An 18,885-nucleotide genomic window follows, 5' to 3' on the forward strand; every position below is an offset into this window, starting at 1 on the left:
TAAGCCATCACTGAAATACTGGCTGGGTGCATGCGTTCGACATCCTCGGCGACCCGGTCCGGCGCCGGATCCTGGAGCTGCTCGCCGAGGGCGAGCTGCCGGCCGGGCGGATCGCCGGCACGATCGGCGCCGAGTTCGGCATCAGCCAGCCGGCCGTCTCCCAGCACCTGAAGGTGCTCCGCGACAACGGCTTCGCGACCGTCACGATCGACGGCACCCGGCGGCTGTACGCGGTCGACCCGGAGCCGCTGCGCGAGATCGATACCTGGCTGGACCGGTACCGCAAGTTCTGGACCAACCGGCTGGACGCCCTCGAGACCGAACTGCAGCGCGGCCGCCGGAAGTAACATTTGCGCCTTTGCCTGCATCTGGGTTGGTAGAGCGACCCAGAGGAGTGATGGATGCGCAACATCGTGGCCCGGCTGTGCATGTCGGAGGACGGCATCGTCGAGCGCCCGGAGCAGTGGCTACCGCGCGCCGCGCTCGGCCGTCTGATGCCGGCCGACGGGACGCTGCTGTTCGGTCGCCGTACGTTCGAGCGGTACGCCGGTGCGCTCGGCGGACTCGAGTACACCCGGAACCTCGTGGTCGGCTCGCGGCCGGTGATGACGCACGCCAGTACCGAGATGCTGCAGGGCGAGACGCGTCGCGTACTGACCGCCCTGAAGTCCGTACCGGGTGAGGACCTGCAGGTGATCGGCAGCCTGACCCTGATCCGCTCGCTACTCAGGTGGCGTCTGGTCGACGAGGTGTCGCTGCTCATCCACCCTGTCGCTGCCGGACGTGGCACGTTGCTGGACCGGCGACAGCTCCGGCTGATCTCTATGTGCGCCCGCGACGGCGGCGTACTGGAGGCGAACTACCGCGTGCGCTACGCCACCACCGCAGCCCCGTCGACGGCACTCATGTCGAGCGGCCGGTGGGGCGGGACCCGCAGCAGGGACAGGGTCGCCAGTACGGTGAGGGCCGCGGTCAGGACCCACGCGTAGCGGACACCTGCGGCTTCGACCACTGCACCGGCCACGGCTGATCCGACGGCGGAGCCGACCATGCCGCCGCTCTGTGTCCAGCCGAAGATCTCGGTGTGCGCGGACGTCGGGGTGAGCGCGCCGATGCGTTCGTAGAGCGCCGCGACCGTCGGCGCGATCATGCAGCCGGCCGCGAACATCCCGATCGCCAGCGCGACCACGGACGAGGTGACGAAGATGCACGCCGTGACGAGTCCGGCGAACAACAGCATCCGCCGCCACACGGCCGAGGTACGACCGCCGGGCAGGGCGCCGTTGATGACGCCTCCGGTCACGCTGCCGACCGCCGCAACGGTCTCGAGTACGCCCGCGATCAGCCGGTTCCCGTGCTCGTCCGCGACCGCCACCATGCCGAGCGACATCGAAGCGAACCCCATTACCAGACACGCCCAGGCGAACAGGATCGGCGTCCGGTGCGGATGGAAGACGAGCTGCCAGGCCGTCGGACGCGGACCCGCGTTCTCGTCGTGGTGTACGTCGGCACGCTGGTTCAGACCGAACCACCAGATGGCGGCCGCTGCCGTGGCCGCACAGGCCAGCAGCCCGATGCGGGGGCTGGCGAAGCTGACCATGATCGCGCCGGTCATCGGCCCGAAGACGAACAGCAGCTCCTGCGCTGTGGCATCCAGTGAGTAGACCGCGCGGAGCCGGGAGCCGTGCACCAGTCGCGGCCAGTTGGCGCGCAGCGCGGATGTCACGGGAGCGACGAACACACCAGCCAGCGCGGCCGCGACCGGGAGCAGCCGGTACCAGCTGTACGGCAGGAGGGCGAGCACTGCCATCCAGAGACCCCACGCCATGCCGGTGCCGATGACGACCTTGCGGGCGCCCCGCCGGTCGGCCATGCGCGACCAGACCACGCTGGCGACCGCCGTACCGACGGAGTAGGCCCCGGCGACCACACCGGCCCAGCCGAAGTTGCCGGCCGCGTCTTTGGCCAGGAACGCCAACGGAACCATCGTCGCCAGCACCGGCAGCCGCGCGACCAGCGCCGAGGCGAGCAAGGCGGTGACGCCACGGGTCTTCCAGAGGTCGCGGTACGCCGACAGGTCCATAACCGCCATTGTTTCCTGACAACGCTGTCCACCGCTTCGGGAATTCTCCCTATCTCTCATTTTGTCTGTCGGTTATGCGAACATGTGTTCGTGTCCGAGCAACGGGCGGCGACCATCCTGCATGCCGATCTCGACGCCTTCTACGCGTCGGTCGAGCAGCGCGACGACCCGCGCCTGCGCGGCCGTCCGGTGATCGTCGGTGCCGGCGTGGTGCTCGCCTGCAGCTACGAGGCGAAGGCCTACGGCGTCCGTACGGCGATGAACGGCGCCCAGGCGCACAGCCGCTGCCCCGGCGCGATCGTCGTCGAGCCGCGGATGTCGGCGTACTCCGAGGCCAGCAAGGCGGTATTCAGGGTCTTCGAGGACACCACGCCACTGGTCGAGGGCTTGTCGATCGACGAGGCCTTCCTCGACGTCGCCGGCCTGTGGAAGATCCGCGGTACGCCGGTGCAGATCGCGACCCGGCTCCGCGCCGAGGTGCTGTCCCGGGTCGGGCTGCCGATCACGGTCGGTGTGGCCCGGACGAAGTTCCTGGCGAAGGTGGCCAGCGGCGTCGCGAAGCCGAACGGTCTGCTCGAGGTGGCGCCGGACCGCGAGCTGGACTTCCTGCATCCGCTGGACGTCTCGCGGCTGTGGGGCGTCGGCGAGGTCACCGCGGAGAAGCTGCGCACCCGCGGACTGACCAAGGTCGGTGACGTCGCGATGCTGCCCGAGGCGGCGCTGGTCGCGATGCTCGGGCGGGCGTCCGGCCGGCACCTGCACGCGCTCGCGCACAACCGCGATCCACGCCCGATCGAGGTCGGCAAGCGGCGCCGGTCGATCGGATCGCAGCGAGCGCTCGGCCGCTCCCCGAAGTCACCGGCCACGCTGGACGCCGTGCTCGCCGGGCTCGTCGACCGGGTCAGTCGCCGGATGCGCTCTGCGGGCCGCTCCGGCCGGACGGTGACATTGCGGCTGCGCTTCGACGACTTCACCCGCGCGACCCGTTCGCATACGTTGCCGCAGGCAACGGATCAGACGCGCGCGATCCTGATCACCGCGCGCGCCCTGCTGCGGACCGCACAACCTCTGATCACCACGCAGGGGCTGACCATGATCGGCATCTCGGTCGGCAACCTGGAGAACGAGGCCGCCCTGCAGCTGGCCCTGCCCTTCGACAAGGCCGCCAACAACGAGCTCGACAGCGCTCTGGACCAGGTCAAGGACAAGTTCGGCACCAACGCCATCACCCGAGGCGTCCTCCTCGGCAAAACCCCAGCCCTGGAGATACCCATGCTCCCGGATTAGCTCCGCGCCGGCGCCCGCCACAACGCGGGGCTGTGAACAGGAAACGGGGGGTGTGTACCCGAAATACCCTGTTCACCGGGCCCGCCACACGAGCTCAGCCCCCACTCGTGCCTGCTGACGCCCTTCAGGACCTCGGGTAGCCGATCTCGGCGATCGATTCGGCCAGGTCGCTCAACCGGCGCTCGGGATTGAGCGATGTGACGACGTACTCCGTCAACGGCATCAACGCATACACGTGCCGTACCGCCTCGAGATCGAGCGCGAGCTCGTAGTACTCCTCGGCGAACGTCAGGTACGCCTCGGGACGTCCGTCCGCGACCAACTCGAACAACTGGTCGGCGCCGTCGTTGCCCTGCACCGGTCCACACCGCCAGGCGTCGTCGTCCGCCGTACGCCAGAAGCACACCGTCGCCCGCGGAACCCCGTCATCGCTGAAAGCCTTGTCGTCCCGCTGCTCGTGAAACACCTCGGGTACGTCGTCGAGCAGTCCCGGCCAGGGCCGCATCCCGTTCGCGTACGGGGACATCGGCGACTCGTGGTCGAACCCGTACGCGAACACGCCCGCCGGCGAGAACACCATCGAGTACTCGTTCCCGGAGCCGTCCCGCATCAGCGCCGCTTCCTCGGTGTCCGACCAGCGCCCGTCGAACGAGAAGAAGTTGAGCGCGTCGTCGTCGCCGTTCAGCACCAGGTCAAGCACCGCCAACGCCCGACTGACCCGCCGCACAACCCCCACCCCCGGCAACCGCCCCACAACCTCGTGAACAGACATCCCGCTATTCAACAGACCTGGCGATCGACCCGTCAGGCCGGGTAGAGGTAGTGGCCCGAGAACCCCATGGCCGCGGAGCGGAACCGCCCGAGGTCCTGCGTGCCCTGGGTGGTCGATCTGCCTCGCCCGATCGGAAGCACCCGAAAGCCACCGTTCGGCTGCCGCGGAACCGGTACCTGCTCGACCGGGACGGACGGATTCAGCCAGACCACGACCCATCGCGTCTTCTTCTGCTCGTCGATCCGGAACTGGCCGACCACGGCCCACGGCACCGTCAGCTCCCGGCGCCCGTACTTCATCGCCAGCCCCTCCGCCGTCATGCGCAGCTCGGCCTGCGGCCGGAACGCGGCAATCCACGCCCGCACCGCGACGACCAGGAACCAGACGAACAACAGGTCGAAGCCCACCTTCCAGAGCAGATCGCGACTGAAGTCGAACTCCTGCGGCACGAACGCGACCGCCAACAGGGTCGTGATCGACGCGATGATCACCGGACGCCGACGCGACGTGCTGAACGTCGCGCACATCGGTAGCTGCACGGCATGCTCCTGACTGTGGTCGAGTCCTCACCCTAGAGGTCTCGGACGCCCTCGTGGGGCGGTCAGGAGCAGGCTGTGGATAACTTCGTCAGCGGCGCTGAACGGCCTCTTCGGCGACCTCGACGAGCTCGCGATCCGTCGCCTCGGTCTCCGCGTCGTGGGCCGGCTCCAGGCGGTCGTGCGCGATCAGCGACTGGATGGCCCGCAGTACGGCGCTCGCGGCCGCACCCCAGGTGGAGACGTACGAGAACTGCCACCACCACAGCGCCTCGACAACCCGGCCGTCCTCGTAGTGTGCGAGGCCGTGCACGAGATCTGTCGCGATCGCGGTCAGGTCGTCGGAGAGCCGGTTGACGGTGATCTCCGGCGGCGCGGCGTACGGGTCGAAGACCTCGGCGTACTCGTCCAGGCCCTCGAACAGCGCCGCGAGCCGGTCCCGCATCGCGTCCAGATCCGGGTCCGGGCCGGCGTCGCTCTCGAAGCGCTCCTCCGGCACGAAGTCCTCGAACGCACCGAGCCGGCCGCCGGCGAGCAGCAACTGGCTCACCTCGAGCAGCAGGTACGGCAGCGAGGCGAGGCCCTCGTCGATTCCGTCCTCGTCCGGCTGCGCGGCAATGTCGCGCACCGAGATCAGGAAGCTCCGGACCTGGTCGGCGATCTGCTCGGCGAACTCGGTCAGGTCCTCGTTGTCGGTCTGCAAAGCGCGTTCCGCAATATCAGTCGGTTCAGTCATCGATCGATCGTCGCCCTTCAAAAGCCCGTCCGAGTGTGACCTCGTCGGCGTACTCGAGGTCACCGCCTACAGGAAGTCCACTAGCCAATCGGGTGACGCGCAAGCCCATGGGCCGCAGCATGCGGCTCAGATACGTCGCGGTCGCCTCGCCTTCGAGGTTCGGGTCGGTGGCCAGGATGATCTCGGTCACCTCTCCGCCGGCCAGCCGCTGGAGCAGCTCCTTGATCCGGAGCTCGTCCGGACCGATGCCCTCGATCGGCGAGATCGCGCCGCCGAGCACGTGGTACCGGCCGCGGAACTCGCGGGTGCGCTCGATGGCCACCACGTCCTTGGCCTCCTCGACCACACAGATCAGGCTCAGGTCGCGGCGCGGGTCCCGGCAGATCCGGCACTGCACCTCCTCCGAGACGTTGCCGCAGATCTCGCAGAACTTGACCTTCTCCTTGACCTGTACGAGCACGTGCGCGAGCCGCCGTACGTCGGTCTCGTCCGCGGCGAGCAGGTGGAACGCGATCCGCTGTGCGGACTTCGGACCCACACCGGGCAACCGCCCCAGCTCGTCGATGAGATCCTGAACGGCCCCTTCGTACACGTCAGACCGGGTTCTGGCCGGACTCGCCGGCCGTGCTCCCCGGGTTCACGAACCCGACGCCGCCACGATTGCCCTGCCCGCTGCCGTCCTGCCCACCCGGGGTTGCCCCGCCGGGAGTTGCGCTGCCGGGGGTCGCGCTGCCCGGGGTTGCGCTGCCGGGCTCGTCGTCGGGGTCTGCTGCCTCGACCGCGGGCGGCGTCCCAGGCAGGCCGAAACCGGCCGGCGCACCGCCACCACCCGGGAAGCCGCCACCGGGGAAGCCACTGTCACCGCCGAACGCACCGCCCAGGCCACCCGCGAGCGGACCCATCGCGGCGGCCGCAGCCTGCTTCGCGTTCTCCGAGGCATCACGCACCGCGGCGACGATCAGGTCGGCCAGGGTCTCGGTGTCGTCCGGGTCGACGGCTTCCTTCTTGATATCCAGGCTGAGCAGCTCGCCCGTACCGGACACCAGCGCGGTCACCAGACCGCCACCGGCCGATCCCTCGATCTCCTGACCCTCCAGGTCAGCCTGCGCTTCCATCAGTTGGCTCTGCATCGCCTGCGCCTGCGCGAGCAGGTTGGACATGTCGAAGCCCCCAGCACCGCCACCGTCGAACACTGCGATCTCCTCGTCCGAACCGCTCTTCCTTGGCCAGGCCCCCGACACGCCGCCGACAGCCGGAGACTCAACACTAGCCGGTCCCCCTGACAAGCCCAGCCAGACCCGGAACCACCCGGTTCCCGCCTAGTTATCCACAACCTTGTGGACATCGTTATCCACAGGCCTGTGGATTATGTGGACACGCAGCGTGATGACGCCGCCGGACATGTGGACGACCCTGGGGTGAACTCAGTTCGGCTCTTCGGTGATGATCTGGGCGCCGAGCGTCTCCCGCAGCAGATCCGTGTGCGACCGCGAGTCCTCCTCGAGAACCTGGTCGTCCTCCCCGATCGCATCTGCCTCTTCCTCAGGCGTCAGCGGTACATCGGGAACCGCCGCAGCCTGCGCCGCAGCCGCCCGAGCCTGCTCAGCCGCAACAGCCGCCTCCGCCGCCCGCCGCTTACTAGCCGCCTGCTGCCGACGATCCCCACCCGCCTGCTGACCTGTCTGCTGACCTCCCAGATCCCGGGAGGGCTGCCGCCGAACAGGTTCAGAGCCGCCCGCGGACTCCCACGGGTCCATCCCCGGCGGCACATCGTCGTACTCAGAATCCGGAGGCTCCTGCAACGCAACCGCAGCAGCACCCGCCCCCGCACCGCGAGCGCCCGCACCAGCCACACCGCCGATACCACCTGTGGCGCCAACGAGGTCGGGGGATGCTCCGCCGCCCACACCTCCAGCCTGGTCTCCACCGCCCCATCCGTCAGCACCGGAGGCGGAACTACCCGGACCGCCAACTCCCAACCCTCCCGGATCGGAGCCAGCGACCCCGTGCCCGCCCACACCAGACCCGCCGCCTGCAGCGCCACCCTGTCCGGCTCCGAACCCACCGCCCTGCGGACCACCCGACTGCACCTGACCGCCCTGCGCACCACCCGGCTGCGCACCACCGCCCTGTGGCCCACCTGCCTGCGGCCCACCTGACCCGGATCCGCCTGACTGCGGACCACCTGGCTGCGGACCTCCGGCGTGCGGACCGCCGGGCTGCGCGCCACCCGGCTGCGGACCACCTGCTTGCGGACCACCAGCCTGTGGGCCGCCCGGCTGCGCACCGCCTGCTTGTGGGCCGCCCGGCTGCGGGCCACCTGCTTGTGGGCTGCCTGCTTGTGGGCTGCCTGCTTGTGGGCTGCCTGGTTGTGGGCCGGGGCGGGTGGCGGAGCCGCCTCCCGCGCCTGGGTCGGTGGATGGGTCTACGACAGCTTCTACCCGGCGGTTGATGCCGATCGTGTCGATCATCGCCTGACGCAGGATCTCGTCACTCCCCGAACGCGCGAAGCTCTCACGAGCCCCCGCGTTCACCAGCCCGAGCGTCAGGGTCTGGTCGTCGATCGCAATAACCTGCGCGTTCTGGCTCAACATGATCCAGGCGAACCGCCGCTTCGCCTTGACGGCATCAAGCACTTCCGGCCACAACCGCCGAACATCCGCCAGCCCAACAACCCCACCACTACCTGCTTGCCCGCCCTGGCCGCTCTGCCCGTCCTCGGTGGCGTGGCCGCCCTGAGCGGACTGCACCGCAGCGGGCTGTACGTGCGTGGGCGGTACAGCTGGACTGGAGGAGGCGGCCGACTCGTCACCCCAAGCTCCCGTACGCGCCCCACCGCCAGACACCCCGCTCGCCGCCACACCACCACCAGCGTTCAACCCGGCACCACCCGCACTGGATCCGGTACCACCCACGCTGGACCCGACACCATCCGCACTGGACCCGACACCATCCGCACTGGACCCGGCACCATCCGCACTGGACCCGGGACCACCCGCACTGGATGCAGCACTACTCGCGCTGGCCGTGGGACCACCCGCGCTAGATGCGGAACCGCCGGCGTCGGATGCGCCGCTGGCGACAGGGCTGCCTGCAGACGAGCTGCCTGGTGCGTTGTGGGCAACACCAGCCGAGGCAGCTGCAGCTGGTCCGTCACTCGAGCCGGGAGCGCCTACGCCGGGTTCGCCAATGGTCGTGCCCGCAGCCCGACCATCGACCTGCCCCGCCGTCTGGCCACCATCCGCCTGCCCATGACCCGCGGCCGACCCGTCACCTTGGCCACGACTCGTGGCCGATCCGTCACCTTGACCACCACTCTCGACCGACCCGTCACCTTGGCCATGGCCCACAGCCGACCCGTCACCTTGAGCACGACCCGCGGTCGATCCGTCGCCTTGGGCGGGGCTTGCGGTCGGTCCGGCGGCTGGGTTGGCTGGGGGTGTGGCAGTGGGGTCGTCGGCTCGGGTGCCAGATGCGGCCGCGCGGGCGGCTGCTCTGCTTGTTGCCGAGTCGGCTGCAGGACCCGCAGCCGATGCGGCCGGTTGCGCCTGTCCCGCCGTATTGACGGGCGCCGAGTCCGGCGGACCACCAGGGACGCCGATCGCCAGGCGGCGCTCCATGCGGTCCAGGCGGGCCTGGATGCCGTTCGTGGAGTCGTCGGCACCGGGCAGGAGCACCTTGGCGCAGATCAGCTCCAGTTGGAGGCGCGGCGCCGTGGCTCCACGCATCTCCAGCAGACCGGCGGCAACGATGTCGGCCGCGCGCGTCAGCTCGGCCGGGCCGATCCCGGCGGCTTGGGTCTGCAGCCGTTCGCCCTGGTCCTCCGCGGCCTCGATCAGGCCCGAGGTGACAGCGGTCGGTACGGCAGACAGCACGACCAGGTCGCGCAGCCGGCGCAGGAGGTCCTCCGCGAATCGCTTCGGGTCCTGCCCGGTCTCGATGACCTTCTCGATCGTCTCGAACACCGCCGCGCTGTCGTGCGCCGCGAACCCGTCCACACACGCATCGAGCAGCGAATCAGGCGTGAACCCGAGCAGCGCGACGGCTAGCTCGTACGTCACGCCGGCCGGACCCGCACCACCGATGAGCTGGTCGAGAACGCTCAGCGAGTCACGCACCGACCCGGCGCCGGCCCGCACGACGAGCGGCAGCGCGGCCGACTCGATCGCCACGCCCTCGGCCGTGCAGAGGGTCGCCATGTAGTCGGCGAGCACCTTCGGCGGCACCAGGCGGAACGGGTAGTGATGCGTACGGGACCGGATCGTCCCGATCACCTTGTCGGGCTCGGTGGTGGCGAAGATGAACTTGAGGTGCGGCGGCGGCTCCTCGACCAGCTTCAGCAGGGCGTTGAAGCCCTGCGTGGTCACCATGTGCGCCTCGTCGATGATGTAGATCTTGTAGCGGCTCTCGACCGGCGCGAAGAACGCCCGCTCGCGCAGATCACGGGCGTCGTCCACACCACCGTGCGACGCCGCGTCGATCTCGATGACGTCGATGCTGCCGGGCCCGCCGCGGGCGAGGTCGGTGCAGGACTTGCACACCCCGCACGGCTCGGCGATCGGTCCCTTCTCACAGTTGATCGCCCGGGCGAGGATCCGCGCACTGGTGGTCTTTCCGCAGCCGCGTGGTCCGGAGAACAGGTAGGCGTGATTCACCCTGTTGTTGCTCAGCGCGTTCCGCAGCGGTGCGGTGACGTGTTCCTGCCCGATCACCTCCGCGAACGTCTCCGGGCGGTACCGGCGATACAAGGCAAGGGGCGCTTCCACCCGGCAACCCTAGCGCCGCCCGCGGACAATTCCCCGCCGCCCATCCACAGGAGGCACGGCCGGAGAACTCGAGAGCGCCGATGAAGCTCGCGGCCTAGGGTGGATCGGGTGACGACTGGGGACGAGCGGCAGCAGGCGGTGATCTCCCGGGCGACCGAGCTGCTACCGCGGGACGAGCGGGTGCTGGGTGTGTACCTGATCGGCAGCTACGCGACCGGCGCGGCGGACCGGTTCAGCGACGTCGACGTACATCTGGTGGTCACCGACGACAGCACCGAGTGGTACCGGGAGCACTGGGACGACGTACTGAGAGAGCTCACCGGTCCGACCGTTTGGGCCGACCGGCTGCCCGGGCTGATCGGTGGGCTCGGGATCACGGCGGACTGGTTGCACGTGGACCTGATCATTCATCCGCTGGCGGCGTTCGACCGGCTCCAGTACGACGGGGCGCGGGTGCTGTTCGACCGGGACGGGACGTTGTTCCCGGACGGCGACATCGTGCGGAAGGGCGGTCGGCCGGGCGATCCGTACTGGCCGGCCGGCGCCGTGCACCTCTTCTTCTACTTCCTGGGGAATCTGGTCACGGTCCTCGGACGCGACGAGCGGATCGTCGCGAACCAGGGCGTCGGCGCCCTCCGCGACCAGCTCGTCGCGCTCATGCTCGCCGAGCGCGGCGTACGCCGGACCAGCGGAGCCAAGCGCCTGAACGCCCTGCTCTCCGACGAACAGCGCGCCACGCTCGAGGCGATCCCCGCGGCCGGCACCGATCCGGCCGACGTCATCGCGGCCAATCAGTACCTGTGCCGTCAGTTCATCACCCGCGGCACCGCGCTCGCGGACGTCACCGGCAGCGCCTGGCCCACCTCCTTCGTCGACGCAACCCTGCACCACCTGAAGAACTACTTCGGGACCGACTTCGACTGAGGAGACCTCCGCTCACTGCAGGTGGTAGTTGGCGAAGCGAGTGCGCAGATCCTTCTTCGAGAACTTGCCGACCGACGTCTTCGGAACCTCGTCGATGAACTCGACCGCGTCCGGGAGCCACCACTTCGCGACGAGTGGACGCAGGTAGTCGAGGATCTCCTCGCCGGTGACGGTCGACCCCTCCTGCGGAACGATGCACGCGAGCGGCCGCTCGTCCCACTTCGGATGCGGGACGCCGATGACCGCGGCCTCCTTCACCGCGGGATGGGCCATCAACAGGTTCTCCAGCTCGACGGAGCTGATCCACTCGCCGCCGGACTTCACCAGGTCCTTGGTCCGGTCAACGATCCGGACCGATCCGTACCGATCGATGGCGGCGACGTCTCCCGTCTTCATCCAGCCGTCCTCGGTGTTCAGCTGGGCGCCGTCGTCCGGACGGTAGTACTCCGCGGCGATCCACGGGCCGCGCACCTGCAACTCGCCGGTGGCTTCGTCGTCCCAGGGCAGCGGTGTGATCGAACCGGGCTCGACGATCCGGACCTCGACGCCGGGCAACGGCAGACCGGCCCGCGCGCGCAGATGCGCCTGCTCCTCCTCCGGAAGATCCTTGCTCCGCGCCGGGACGTGGGAAGCGGTCGCGACCGGGCTCGTCTCGGTCATCCCCCACGCCTGCAGGATCGGCCGGCCGAGCTTCTTCCGGAAGGCCTCCGACAGCGCCTCCGGCACGGCAGAACCACCGCACGGGATGCGTCGCAGCTTCGGCAACTCGACCCCGTCGAGCAGCGGCAGCAGCCCCTGCCAGATCGTCGGTACACCGGCGGAGAGCGTCACCTCCTGCTCCTGGAGCAGCTTGAGGATGCCCTTAGGAGTCATGTCCGGCCCCGGGAACACCAGCGAGGCGCCGGCCATCGGCGCCGCGTGCGCCAGACCCCACGCGTTCGCATGGAACATCGGCACGACCGGCATGACGGTGTCGGTCTCGGCCAGCCCGATCCCGGCGTTGGTGAGGACACCGACCGAGTGCAGCCACGTCGAGCGATGCGAGTAGACGACGCCCTTCGGGTTGCCCGTCGTGCCGCTCGTATAACACATCGCGGCGGCCTGGTTCTCGTCCTCGACGTGGAACTCGACCGGTGACGCCGCAGCCAGCAGCTCCTCGTAGTCGTGGAACCGCGGGTCGTCCGGGACCTCCGCTGCAGGAGCGCCCGCCGGCAGGTCGTCCATCACGACGACGTGCCGAATCTGCGAGAGCCGCTCGAGCAGCGGCAGGAACAGCCCGAGCAGTGAGCGGTCGACGAACACGACCTCGTCCTCGGCATGGTTCGCGATGTAGACGATCTGGTCCGGGAAGAGCCTGATGTTGAGCGTGTGCAGCACCCGGCCGGTGCAGGGCGCCGCGAAGTACAGCTCGAGGTGGCGGCCCGAGTTCCACGCGAAGGTGGCGACGCGGCCGTCCGGGCTGACGCCGAGCGTGTCGAGCACACCGCCCAGCCGTCTGGAGCGGTCGGCCCACTCTCCGTAGGTCAAGGTGGTCGGCGCCGGACCACCGGTGTGGACGGTCTTGTCCGGGTAGAACTGCTCGGCCCGGCGGAAGATCGTGTCCAGCGACAGCGGGTAACTCTGCATCAGACCCTTCATGCAGACACTGTGCCAGCCGCGGTGTCACCTTGACCATGACCTCGACCGGACTTTCTCCGGAACTCTTCCGGAACCGGAGCCGCAGGCAACAACTTCCGACCGATCGGCGGCGACACCCACGACCGATAGATGACACGACATGCGTGTCGTGTAATATGTCTGCCATGAAGGTCGTCGAGGAGTTTCGCTATCTCGTGCTGGCGATCCAGCGCGAGGGCAACCGGCTGCTCGCGGCCGAGCTGCGCCCGCTGGGCATCACGCCTTCCCAGGCAGAGGTTCTGCGCGTCCTGCGCGACCACGGCCCGATGACGCTGAACGCTCTCGGTGGATTGCTCGTCTGCGAGACCGGCAACAGCCCGAGCCGGCTGGTCGATCGACTGGTCGCGCAGGGGCTGGTGAAGCGCGGCATCGACACGGTCGACCGGCGCTACCTGACGCTCAGCCTGACCGCTGAGGGCCGCGCACTGCACCGCCGCATCGTCACCGCGGAGAACCGGTTGCACCGCACCCTGCACGACCGTCTCGCCGGCCAGGCGCTCGACGAGACCATCACCACCCTCCGTTCGCTCGCCGACGCTTTTCCGACCGGGGCCGCGCTGGCCCGGCGCCGGGGGCCCGCACTCGCCCACCAGGAGAACTAGTCATGGAACACGCCACCGAGACCATCCACGCCCCGCAGTCGGCGATCCGGCAGGTGCTGCTCGACGCCCTCGGCCTCCCCGAGTGGAACGAGGCGTTCATCGCCATCGACGGTCCCCGTGAGACCAACCCCGGCACGCGGTACGCGCTCCGCGTGCGCCCCGGCTTCTCCGGCGAGCTGCAGTACACAGTGGTCGAGCAGGACCGGGTGGAGATCGTCTGGCACGTCCCGGGCTTCCGCGAGGTGGGCACCTGGACGTTCAGCGCCGACGGCCGCGTCACGCACACGTTCGAGCAGTCCGGCCCGCTCGCAACGGTCCTCCGCCCCGCCTACCGGAACATCGCGACCATCCGCCTGGCCCGCCTCGCCAACCGGGTCCGCCAGGTCCAGCTGGCCCACACCGCCTAGGCGGCTACGATCCCTGCATGCTGACGGAGATCCGCGACACCAAGCTGCACGTCGACGAGCGTGGTGCCGCGGACGCCCCGCCGCTGCTCTTCGTCCACGGCGGCCCGGGTGCGGGTTCGTACGACTTCATGGCGTTCCAGGGCGACCGGCTCGCCGAACGGTTCCGTGTGATTGGCGTGGACCAGCGCGGCGTCCAGCAGTCCGCCCCGCTCACCGGGCCGGTCAGTGAGCAGGACCTGATCGCTGACTACGAGGCCCTGCGCGAGCACCTCGGCATAGAACAGTGGGCGATCCTCGGCCACTCGTACGGCGGACGGATAGCTCTGCGGTACGCGACTACGCACCCAGCCGCAATCAGCAAGGCCGTCTTCGAGAATCCGGCCTGGGACATGGTCCTCGCTACGGACACCCTGGTCGGCGCCGCACTCCCCCTGCTGCCAGGAGTCGAGCTCCCGCCGCACACCGGTCCGATGACGAAGCAACTGTGGGACGCACGAGTTGCGGTAGTCGGCCAGCTGGGCGAGCGCCGCATGGAGATCTACCTGGGCCCGGACAACCGGGACCTGCAGCTCCCGGGCGACACAGAGATCGCTGCGGAGTACCACGGGCGGTCCGGCCAGTTCGCCGACCAGATCACCCAGTCAGCCAGCTTTGCCGAGCCTGTTCTGCAGTACCTCGCTGAGCTCGCGATGCCGGCCCTGCTGATCAAGGGCGAGTACGACCCGGTCACCAGTGCGGAGGAGATCGAGCTGTTTCGTTCCGACGTACCGGATGGCACCTATTACTACGCCGCCGGCGTAGGACACTTCATGCACGCGGAGCAGGCCGACCTGTTCACCCGGCTGGTGTCGGACTTCCTCAGCTGAAGGCGAGCGGTACGGCGCGCTTGTGCGTCGTCCGGCGATGGGTCGCGATGATCGTGCCCGCAGCCTTCTCGTCGATCTCGAGGCCTTCGAGGAAGTCGTCGATCTGGTCGTAGGTCACGCCGAGCACGGCCTCGTCCGGAACGCCGGGGTTGTTCGTCTCCAGGTCCGCCGTCGGCACCTTCCCGGTGATCTCCGGCGCCGCGCCGAGGCGCTCACCCACCGCGCGGACGCGGCGCTTGTTCAAGCCGGACAGCGGCGTCAGGTCGCAGGCGCCGTCGCCGTACTTGGTGAAGAAACCCATCACCGCCTCGGCCGCGTGGTCCGTCCCGATCACGAGCAGACCGCGGGCACCGGCCACCAGGTACTGCGCGACCATCCGCTGACGAGCCTTCACGTTGCCGGCGTGGAAGTCCTCACGGTCGCCCAGCCCGGCGTGCCGGACCTCATCGATCATCGCGTCCGTGGACGGCTTCACGTTGACGTCGAGCGTCTCGTCGGGCTTGATGAACGCCAGCGCGCGCTGCGCATCGTCCTCGTCGGCCTGGACACCGTACGGCAGCCGCATCGCGACGAACGTCGCCTGACCACCCTCGGACCGGATCCGCTCGACCGCGAGCTGACCCAGACGCCCGCCGACCGCGGAGTCGACCCCGCCGCTGATCGCGAGCACGTAGCCGGCGGCGCCGGTCTGCCGGAGCCGGTCAGCGAGGAACTCGACCCGGTTCTCGATCTCGCCGTCCGCGTCGAACGTCGCGGGGACGCCGAGCTCAGCGATGATCAGTTCCTGCAGGTAACGGCTCTCGGGGTTCAATCCGGCTCCTCCTGGACATAAGGATTCCCCGCGCACCCGGAAGAGCTCACTTACCCTTGCTGCCTTCCGGCCCTGGGGGGTTTGGGCGAGATACCGCCACGCGGGGAACCAGCCACGAGTGTACGGGATCGGATCACCACGTCCGAAATCCCCCACCGGTCGGGGTGGTGATCCCGCTCTGAGCGAACAAGGGTGCCGGATCGGCCGCTCCGGGTCCAAGCTTGTTGGGTGACGGATCATCAATTCGGGCGGTTCGGGATCACGACAGGGCTGGACAGCAGCGCGGAGTCGGTTGCCGCGGCGCATGCGGTAGAGGCGCTCGGGTGGCCGGCGATCTGGCTGTCCGGCGGGCCGCTCCCTGGGCTGCAGACCATCAGCGACCTGCTGGGCGCGACGAAGACGATCAAGTTCGTCAGCGGGATCCTGGCCGTGGACAAGTACAGCGCCGCCGACGTAGGTAGGACGTACGCCGAACTGGAGGCGACTGCACCCGGACGGTTCACCGCTGGTCTGGGTGGAGCGCACGGGACGAAGCCGCTTGCCACGCTCGCCACGTACCTGGACGAGCTGGACGTACCTGTGGAGCGGCGGCTGCTTGCTGCACTCGGCCCGCGGATGCTCAAGCTGGCAGGCGAACGTACTGCGGGCGCGTACCCGTTCCTGACCACGGCGGCGTACTCGGCCGAGGCACGGAAGGTCCTGGGCCCGGACAAGCTCCTGGCCGTCAGCCATCTCGCCGTGTTGGAGACAGATGCAGACCGGGCCCGTGCGATCGCCAGGGACACAATCAGCTTCTTCCCGACAATCCCTGGGTACGCGGCGTCGCTGAAGCGACAGGGGTTCAGTCAGCGCGACCTGTCCGAACTGCCGGACCACATGGTCGATTCACTCGCCGCGTGGGGCAGTCCGGCCGACATCAGGTCGAAGCTGACCGAGCACCTGGACGCCGGGGCCGACCACGTCGCGGTCAACGTCATCACCGGGGTGACCGGACCGCAGCCCATAGAACAGTGGCGTGCGTTAACGCCGGCCCTGCTCGAGTAGCTGCTTCTCGTAGAGGCGGGCGGTCGACTCAAGTTTGTCGTACTGGTACGGGCCTACCTCACCGGTCGCCTCGAACCCCTGCCGCTGCCAGAACGTGGTGGCGACCTGTGCATTCGTATCCACCACGGCCAGGCGCATGGTACGGACCTCGGGCCACGTGCTCTCGACGTACCGCTGGACGAGGTCGTACGTCACCCTGCCGCAGCCGCTGCCCTGGTAGCTCGCGTGAACCTCGAGCAGGCCGATGAACGCGGTCGCCTCGTTCGGGAACCCTCTGATCAGGTCGACGACCGCGACGAGTTGCTCCGCGGCGAACGCCCCCAGCACAACCTTCGCCTCCTCGGCGAGCCCCTCCGGCCGCATCATCAGCAGCCTCTGCGCATCCGACGGCCCCGGCGGATAACCGGTGATCCGCTCCGTGTACCCCGGATCCGACTCGATCAGCTCCTGCACCGCATCCACGTCCCCAGGCCCGATCGCCCGCAACACCAAGTCCTCCACCCACCCGACCGTAGTGCCCCGCCCCGATTTCAGATTCCCCACCACCGCCCGGTATCCTCTCCGCTTGGAGGATTCGCCTAGTGGCCTAGGGCGCACGCTTGGAAAGCGTGTTGGGGGCAACCCCTCACGAGTTCGAATCTCGTATCCTCCGCCAGTCTCCTGGAGACAACGGAACCGCGCATCTGCAGGTCAGAGCGCGGTTCTCGTCTTTCCAAGGCCCGACAGCGGTGCGGTCACACGCTCAACATCCGAACGCACGCGGCTGCCCGGGTCTCAACAGCCCTCGCATCCGGGGAAGATCCTGTCCCGAATCGGGTAGAAGATCCTCCCCGAACCGTCGGATGGGTACCAAGGGGCTCGGAGCCATGACGGCATAGTTGCTTGTCGGGGCGCTAGGTCGGTTCACCACTCGTCGGCGATTCGCATGGGATGGTGTCTGAGGTCTTCGAGGAAGGGTTTGCTCTTCGGGCTGGTCGGTCGGGTGAGGAGGACGTCGTCTGATGTCCACGTACCGCCATCCGGCCCCGCCACGACCGTTGCAGCTGACGCGTGGGTCCAACCGGCTCGACTGTAGAACTTGATCAAGTCGGGCGCGCACATGAGGACGCCGATGTCGGCCCCGCCGGTGTCGATCCGTTTGGCTGCCTTGGTGTTGAGGCGGCCGCTCCACCCCTCGCCGCGGAACGCCGGGTACGTCAGCACGGACGTCGGACTCTGCACCCGGTACTCGATTTCGTTGACGGACACCGTGGTGGTGATGACTTCCAAATGGCTCACGAGTTGCGTGCCCGCGGCGTAGAGCAGGTGGTGGGGTCGCAGACCTGGGTCGGTGATCTGATCCCGGAACCGGTTGGCGCCGGTGAATCCTTCGGGCCAGAGGATGCGCAGAAAGCACAGGGCTTGGAGCCGCAACGGTTCGGGCAGGTCGCCGTCGGAGTACTCGTGGAACTCGATCGCTGAATCGGCGGCGCTCATTCCGGTGAGGCTGTCACTGCCCTGTCCGTCAACGCAACTGCTTACCGGGTTGTCAGAGGTGGGTGAGAGCGGCTTCTAGGAAGTTGTTGCGGCGGGTGGTGGCGTTGGGGATGCCCCAGTCGTCGAGTGTGGTGCGGGTGTTCAGGGCGGCTACTGCGTCCCAGTAGGCGACGTGGGAGGCCGTGAGGCCACTCGCTTGTTCCCAGCCGGTTAGGACGTGGATGGGGGCTTGGAGGCCGAAGGTGATGGCCGCTTGTTTGCGGAGTTCGGACAGGTCTACTCCGGGGGCGCCTACGCCGGCGGTTTTCCAGTCGATGAAGGCTGTGACCTGGTTGGCAGACCACAGGAGGTTGCCCGGCCAGACGTCTCCGTGGAGGAAGACGGCGGGGTCGGATGGGAGGCCGTGGGCGGTGACCAGGTCGTCGGCTTGTTGCAGGAGTGGCGTGGTTGGCATCAGGCCGCTCCGTCGATCTGCGGCGAAGTCGTCGACGGCGATGGGGCGCGGCCGGAACGGCAGATGCTCGGCCGGGCGCAGGGAGAGAGCGTGGAGACGGGTCAGCGCGGCGCCGGCGGCCCGGAGTGTGGCGGGAGTTCCCACAGGCCAGGACGTGGTGCCTGGCACCAGCGTCTCCAGAGAGGCCGGTACGCCCGCACGTTCACCGGTGAGGTCCGCGTCGATGAGCCGCGGCGCAGGCAGTTCATACTCCGCGGCGACCTGCAGCGCCGCGACACCGGTCGCAACCATCCGAGGGCCGATGCGTGGAGTCGGCGCGCGCAGTACGTACCGGTCGGCCACACGCCACGGGCCTTGGTCCTCGTGCAGTGGCTGGATGTCGAAGACGTCGCAGCCGATCACGGCCGCGGCCCAGGTCCTGAGCTGATCGTTTTCCCTCATGGT

At 68.8% G+C, this 18,885-nt stretch carries 20 protein-coding genes, 1 tRNA gene and 1 other RNA gene; 9 read left to right on the forward strand and 13 right to left on the reverse strand.

Annotation, left to right across the window (positions count from 1 at the left end; genetic code table 11):
- Positions 1 to 26: 26 nt before the first annotated feature.
- Positions 27 to 347: an ArsR/SmtB family transcription factor gene (locus ACGFI6_RS08025; RefSeq protein ID WP_393116182.1), complete on the forward strand. Its 321-nt coding sequence runs from the start codon at positions 27 to 29 to the stop codon at positions 345 to 347.
- A gap of 54 nt (positions 348 to 401) precedes the next feature.
- Positions 402 to 989 (forward strand): dihydrofolate reductase family protein, encoded by a 588-nt coding sequence (locus tag ACGFI6_RS08030; RefSeq protein WP_393116184.1) that lies wholly within the window; start codon positions 402 to 404, stop codon positions 987 to 989.
- On the opposite strand, the gene ACGFI6_RS08035 is transcribed toward ACGFI6_RS08030, so the two are convergent.
- Positions 872 to 2,083, reverse strand: a complete 1,212-nt coding sequence (locus ACGFI6_RS08035; RefSeq protein WP_393116186.1) for an MFS transporter — start codon at positions 2,081 to 2,083, stop codon at positions 872 to 874. The two genes, ACGFI6_RS08030 and ACGFI6_RS08035, sit on opposite strands and share 118 nt — an antisense overlap.
- Before the next feature lie 90 nt (positions 2,084 to 2,173).
- Between ACGFI6_RS08035 and dinB the strand changes: the two genes are divergently transcribed.
- Entirely contained in the window at positions 2,174 to 3,370 is a 1,197-nt protein-coding gene (dinB, locus tag ACGFI6_RS08040; RefSeq protein WP_393116188.1) for a DNA polymerase IV, read from the forward strand.
- Positions 3,371 to 3,494: 124 nt separating this feature from the next.
- Here the strand turns inward: dinB and ACGFI6_RS08045 are convergent, their stop codons facing one another.
- From ACGFI6_RS08045 to ACGFI6_RS08070, 6 genes are all read right to left on the reverse strand, one after another.
- Positions 3,495 to 4,097: a hypothetical protein gene (locus ACGFI6_RS08045; protein ID WP_393116190.1), complete on the reverse strand. Its 603-nt coding sequence runs from the start codon at positions 4,095 to 4,097 to the stop codon at positions 3,495 to 3,497.
- 77 nt (positions 4,098 to 4,174) lie between these two features.
- On the reverse strand, positions 4,175 to 4,681 hold the full coding sequence (locus tag ACGFI6_RS08050) for a hypothetical protein (protein WP_393116192.1): 507 nt from the start codon (positions 4,679 to 4,681) through the stop codon (positions 4,175 to 4,177).
- An 88-nt stretch (positions 4,682 to 4,769) separates the two neighbouring features.
- Complete coding sequence (locus tag ACGFI6_RS08055) at positions 4,770 to 5,414, reverse strand: DUF5063 domain-containing protein (protein ID WP_393116194.1); 645 nt, start codon at positions 5,412 to 5,414, stop codon at positions 4,770 to 4,772.
- A complete protein-coding gene (gene recR / locus ACGFI6_RS08060; RefSeq protein WP_393116195.1) occupies positions 5,407 to 6,006 on the reverse strand; it encodes a recombination mediator RecR in 600 nt (199 codons plus the stop codon). The genes ACGFI6_RS08055 and recR overlap by 8 nt, the downstream gene beginning before the upstream one ends.
- A 1-nt stretch (position 6,007) precedes the next feature.
- Positions 6,008 to 6,607 (reverse strand): YbaB/EbfC family nucleoid-associated protein, encoded by a 600-nt coding sequence (locus ACGFI6_RS08065; protein ID WP_393116197.1) that lies wholly within the window; start codon positions 6,605 to 6,607, stop codon positions 6,008 to 6,010.
- A 231-nt stretch (positions 6,608 to 6,838) separates the two neighbouring features.
- Positions 6,839 to 10,180, reverse strand: a complete 3,342-nt coding sequence (locus tag ACGFI6_RS08070) for a DNA polymerase III subunit gamma and tau (protein WP_393116199.1) — start codon at positions 10,178 to 10,180, stop codon at positions 6,839 to 6,841.
- A gap of 108 nt (positions 10,181 to 10,288) precedes the next feature.
- Between ACGFI6_RS08070 and ACGFI6_RS08075 the strand changes: the two genes are divergently transcribed.
- The gene (locus ACGFI6_RS08075; protein WP_393116201.1) at positions 10,289 to 11,104 is read left to right on the forward strand and encodes a nucleotidyltransferase domain-containing protein; all 816 of its coding nucleotides are present in this window, start codon (positions 10,289 to 10,291) and stop codon (positions 11,102 to 11,104) included.
- 12 nt (positions 11,105 to 11,116) lie between these two features.
- On the opposite strand, the gene ACGFI6_RS08080 is transcribed toward ACGFI6_RS08075, so the two are convergent.
- Positions 11,117 to 12,742 (reverse strand): long-chain fatty acid--CoA ligase, encoded by a 1,626-nt coding sequence (locus ACGFI6_RS08080; RefSeq protein ID WP_393116203.1) that lies wholly within the window; start codon positions 12,740 to 12,742, stop codon positions 11,117 to 11,119.
- 164 nt (positions 12,743 to 12,906) lie between these two features.
- Between ACGFI6_RS08080 and ACGFI6_RS08085 the strand changes: the two genes are divergently transcribed.
- Genes ACGFI6_RS08085 through ACGFI6_RS08095 form a run of 3 tightly spaced genes read left to right on the forward strand, consistent with a single transcriptional unit; the run spans position 12,907 to position 14,656 of the window.
- Positions 12,907 to 13,383: a MarR family winged helix-turn-helix transcriptional regulator gene (locus ACGFI6_RS08085; RefSeq protein ID WP_393116205.1), complete on the forward strand. Its 477-nt coding sequence runs from the start codon at positions 12,907 to 12,909 to the stop codon at positions 13,381 to 13,383.
- 2 nt (positions 13,384 to 13,385) lie between these two features.
- Positions 13,386 to 13,790, forward strand: a complete 405-nt coding sequence (locus ACGFI6_RS08090) for an SRPBCC family protein (protein WP_393116207.1) — start codon at positions 13,386 to 13,388, stop codon at positions 13,788 to 13,790.
- Between the two features lie 17 nt (positions 13,791 to 13,807).
- Positions 13,808 to 14,656, forward strand: a complete 849-nt coding sequence (locus ACGFI6_RS08095) for an alpha/beta fold hydrolase (RefSeq protein ID WP_393116209.1) — start codon at positions 13,808 to 13,810, stop codon at positions 14,654 to 14,656.
- Here the strand turns inward: ACGFI6_RS08095 and nadE are convergent.
- Both nadE and ffs read right to left on the reverse strand, forming a co-directional pair.
- Positions 14,649 to 15,467, reverse strand: a complete 819-nt coding sequence (nadE, locus tag ACGFI6_RS08100) for an ammonia-dependent NAD(+) synthetase (RefSeq protein WP_393116211.1) — start codon at positions 15,465 to 15,467, stop codon at positions 14,649 to 14,651. The genes ACGFI6_RS08095 and nadE overlap by 8 nt on opposite strands.
- A gap of 16 nt (positions 15,468 to 15,483) precedes the next feature.
- An RNA gene (gene ffs, locus ACGFI6_RS08105) (signal recognition particle sRNA small type) lies at positions 15,484 to 15,580 on the reverse strand.
- Between the two features lie 115 nt (positions 15,581 to 15,695).
- Here ffs and ACGFI6_RS08110 point away from each other — a divergent pair.
- Positions 15,696 to 16,511, forward strand: a complete 816-nt coding sequence (locus ACGFI6_RS08110) for a TIGR03620 family F420-dependent LLM class oxidoreductase (RefSeq protein WP_393116213.1) — start codon at positions 15,696 to 15,698, stop codon at positions 16,509 to 16,511.
- Here the strand turns inward: ACGFI6_RS08110 and ACGFI6_RS08115 are convergent.
- On the reverse strand, positions 16,488 to 17,012 hold the full coding sequence (locus tag ACGFI6_RS08115) for a GNAT family N-acetyltransferase (RefSeq protein WP_393116215.1): 525 nt from the start codon (positions 17,010 to 17,012) through the stop codon (positions 16,488 to 16,490). The genes ACGFI6_RS08110 and ACGFI6_RS08115 overlap by 24 nt on opposite strands.
- 66 nt (positions 17,013 to 17,078) lie before the next feature.
- Between ACGFI6_RS08115 and ACGFI6_RS08120 the strand changes: the two genes are divergently transcribed.
- Positions 17,079 to 17,166 (forward strand) — tRNA-Ser (locus tag ACGFI6_RS08120).
- Between the two features lie 248 nt (positions 17,167 to 17,414).
- Here ACGFI6_RS08120 and ACGFI6_RS08125 read toward each other — a convergent pair.
- Entirely contained in the window at positions 17,415 to 17,987 is a 573-nt protein-coding gene (locus tag ACGFI6_RS08125) for a GNAT family N-acetyltransferase (RefSeq protein WP_393116217.1), read from the reverse strand.
- Positions 17,988 to 18,039: 52 nt separating this feature from the next.
- A complete protein-coding gene (locus ACGFI6_RS08130; protein WP_393116219.1) occupies positions 18,040 to 18,882 on the reverse strand; it encodes an aminoglycoside phosphotransferase family protein in 843 nt (280 codons plus the stop codon).
- Between the last annotated feature and the right edge of the window lie 3 nt (positions 18,883 to 18,885).

The organism is Kribbella sp. NPDC048928, assembly GCF_043197975.1.
Classification (GTDB): Bacteria; Actinomycetota; Actinomycetes; order Propionibacteriales; family Kribbellaceae; genus Kribbella.

What these genes read in the sequence shown, in the direction of transcription:
- ACGFI6_RS08030 (WP_393116184.1), top strand. Translation starts at nt 402, where the DNA reads ATGCGCAACATCGTGGCCCGGCTGTGCATGTCGGAGGACGGCATCGTC.
- ACGFI6_RS08095 (WP_393116209.1), top strand. Translation starts at nt 13,808, where the DNA reads ATGCTGACGGAGATCCGCGACACCAAGCTGCACGTCGACGAGCGTGGT.
- ACGFI6_RS08090 (WP_393116207.1), top strand. Translation starts at nt 13,386, where the DNA reads ATGGAACACGCCACCGAGACCATCCACGCCCCGCAGTCGGCGATCCGG.
- ACGFI6_RS08080 (WP_393116203.1), bottom strand. Translation starts at nt 12,742, where the DNA reads ATGAAGGGTCTGATGCAGAGTTACCCGCTGTCGCTGGACACGATCTTC.
- ACGFI6_RS08125 (WP_393116217.1), bottom strand. Translation starts at nt 17,987, where the DNA reads ATGAGCGCCGCCGATTCAGCGATCGAGTTCCACGAGTACTCCGACGGC.
- ACGFI6_RS08035 (WP_393116186.1), bottom strand. Translation starts at nt 2,083, where the DNA reads ATGGACCTGTCGGCGTACCGCGACCTCTGGAAGACCCGTGGCGTCACC.
- ACGFI6_RS08130 (WP_393116219.1), bottom strand. Translation starts at nt 18,882, where the DNA reads ATGAGGGAAAACGATCAGCTCAGGACCTGGGCCGCGGCCGTGATCGGC.
- ACGFI6_RS08055 (WP_393116194.1), bottom strand. Translation starts at nt 5,414, where the DNA reads ATGACTGAACCGACTGATATTGCGGAACGCGCTTTGCAGACCGACAAC.
- ACGFI6_RS08085 (WP_393116205.1), top strand. Translation starts at nt 12,907, where the DNA reads ATGAAGGTCGTCGAGGAGTTTCGCTATCTCGTGCTGGCGATCCAGCGC.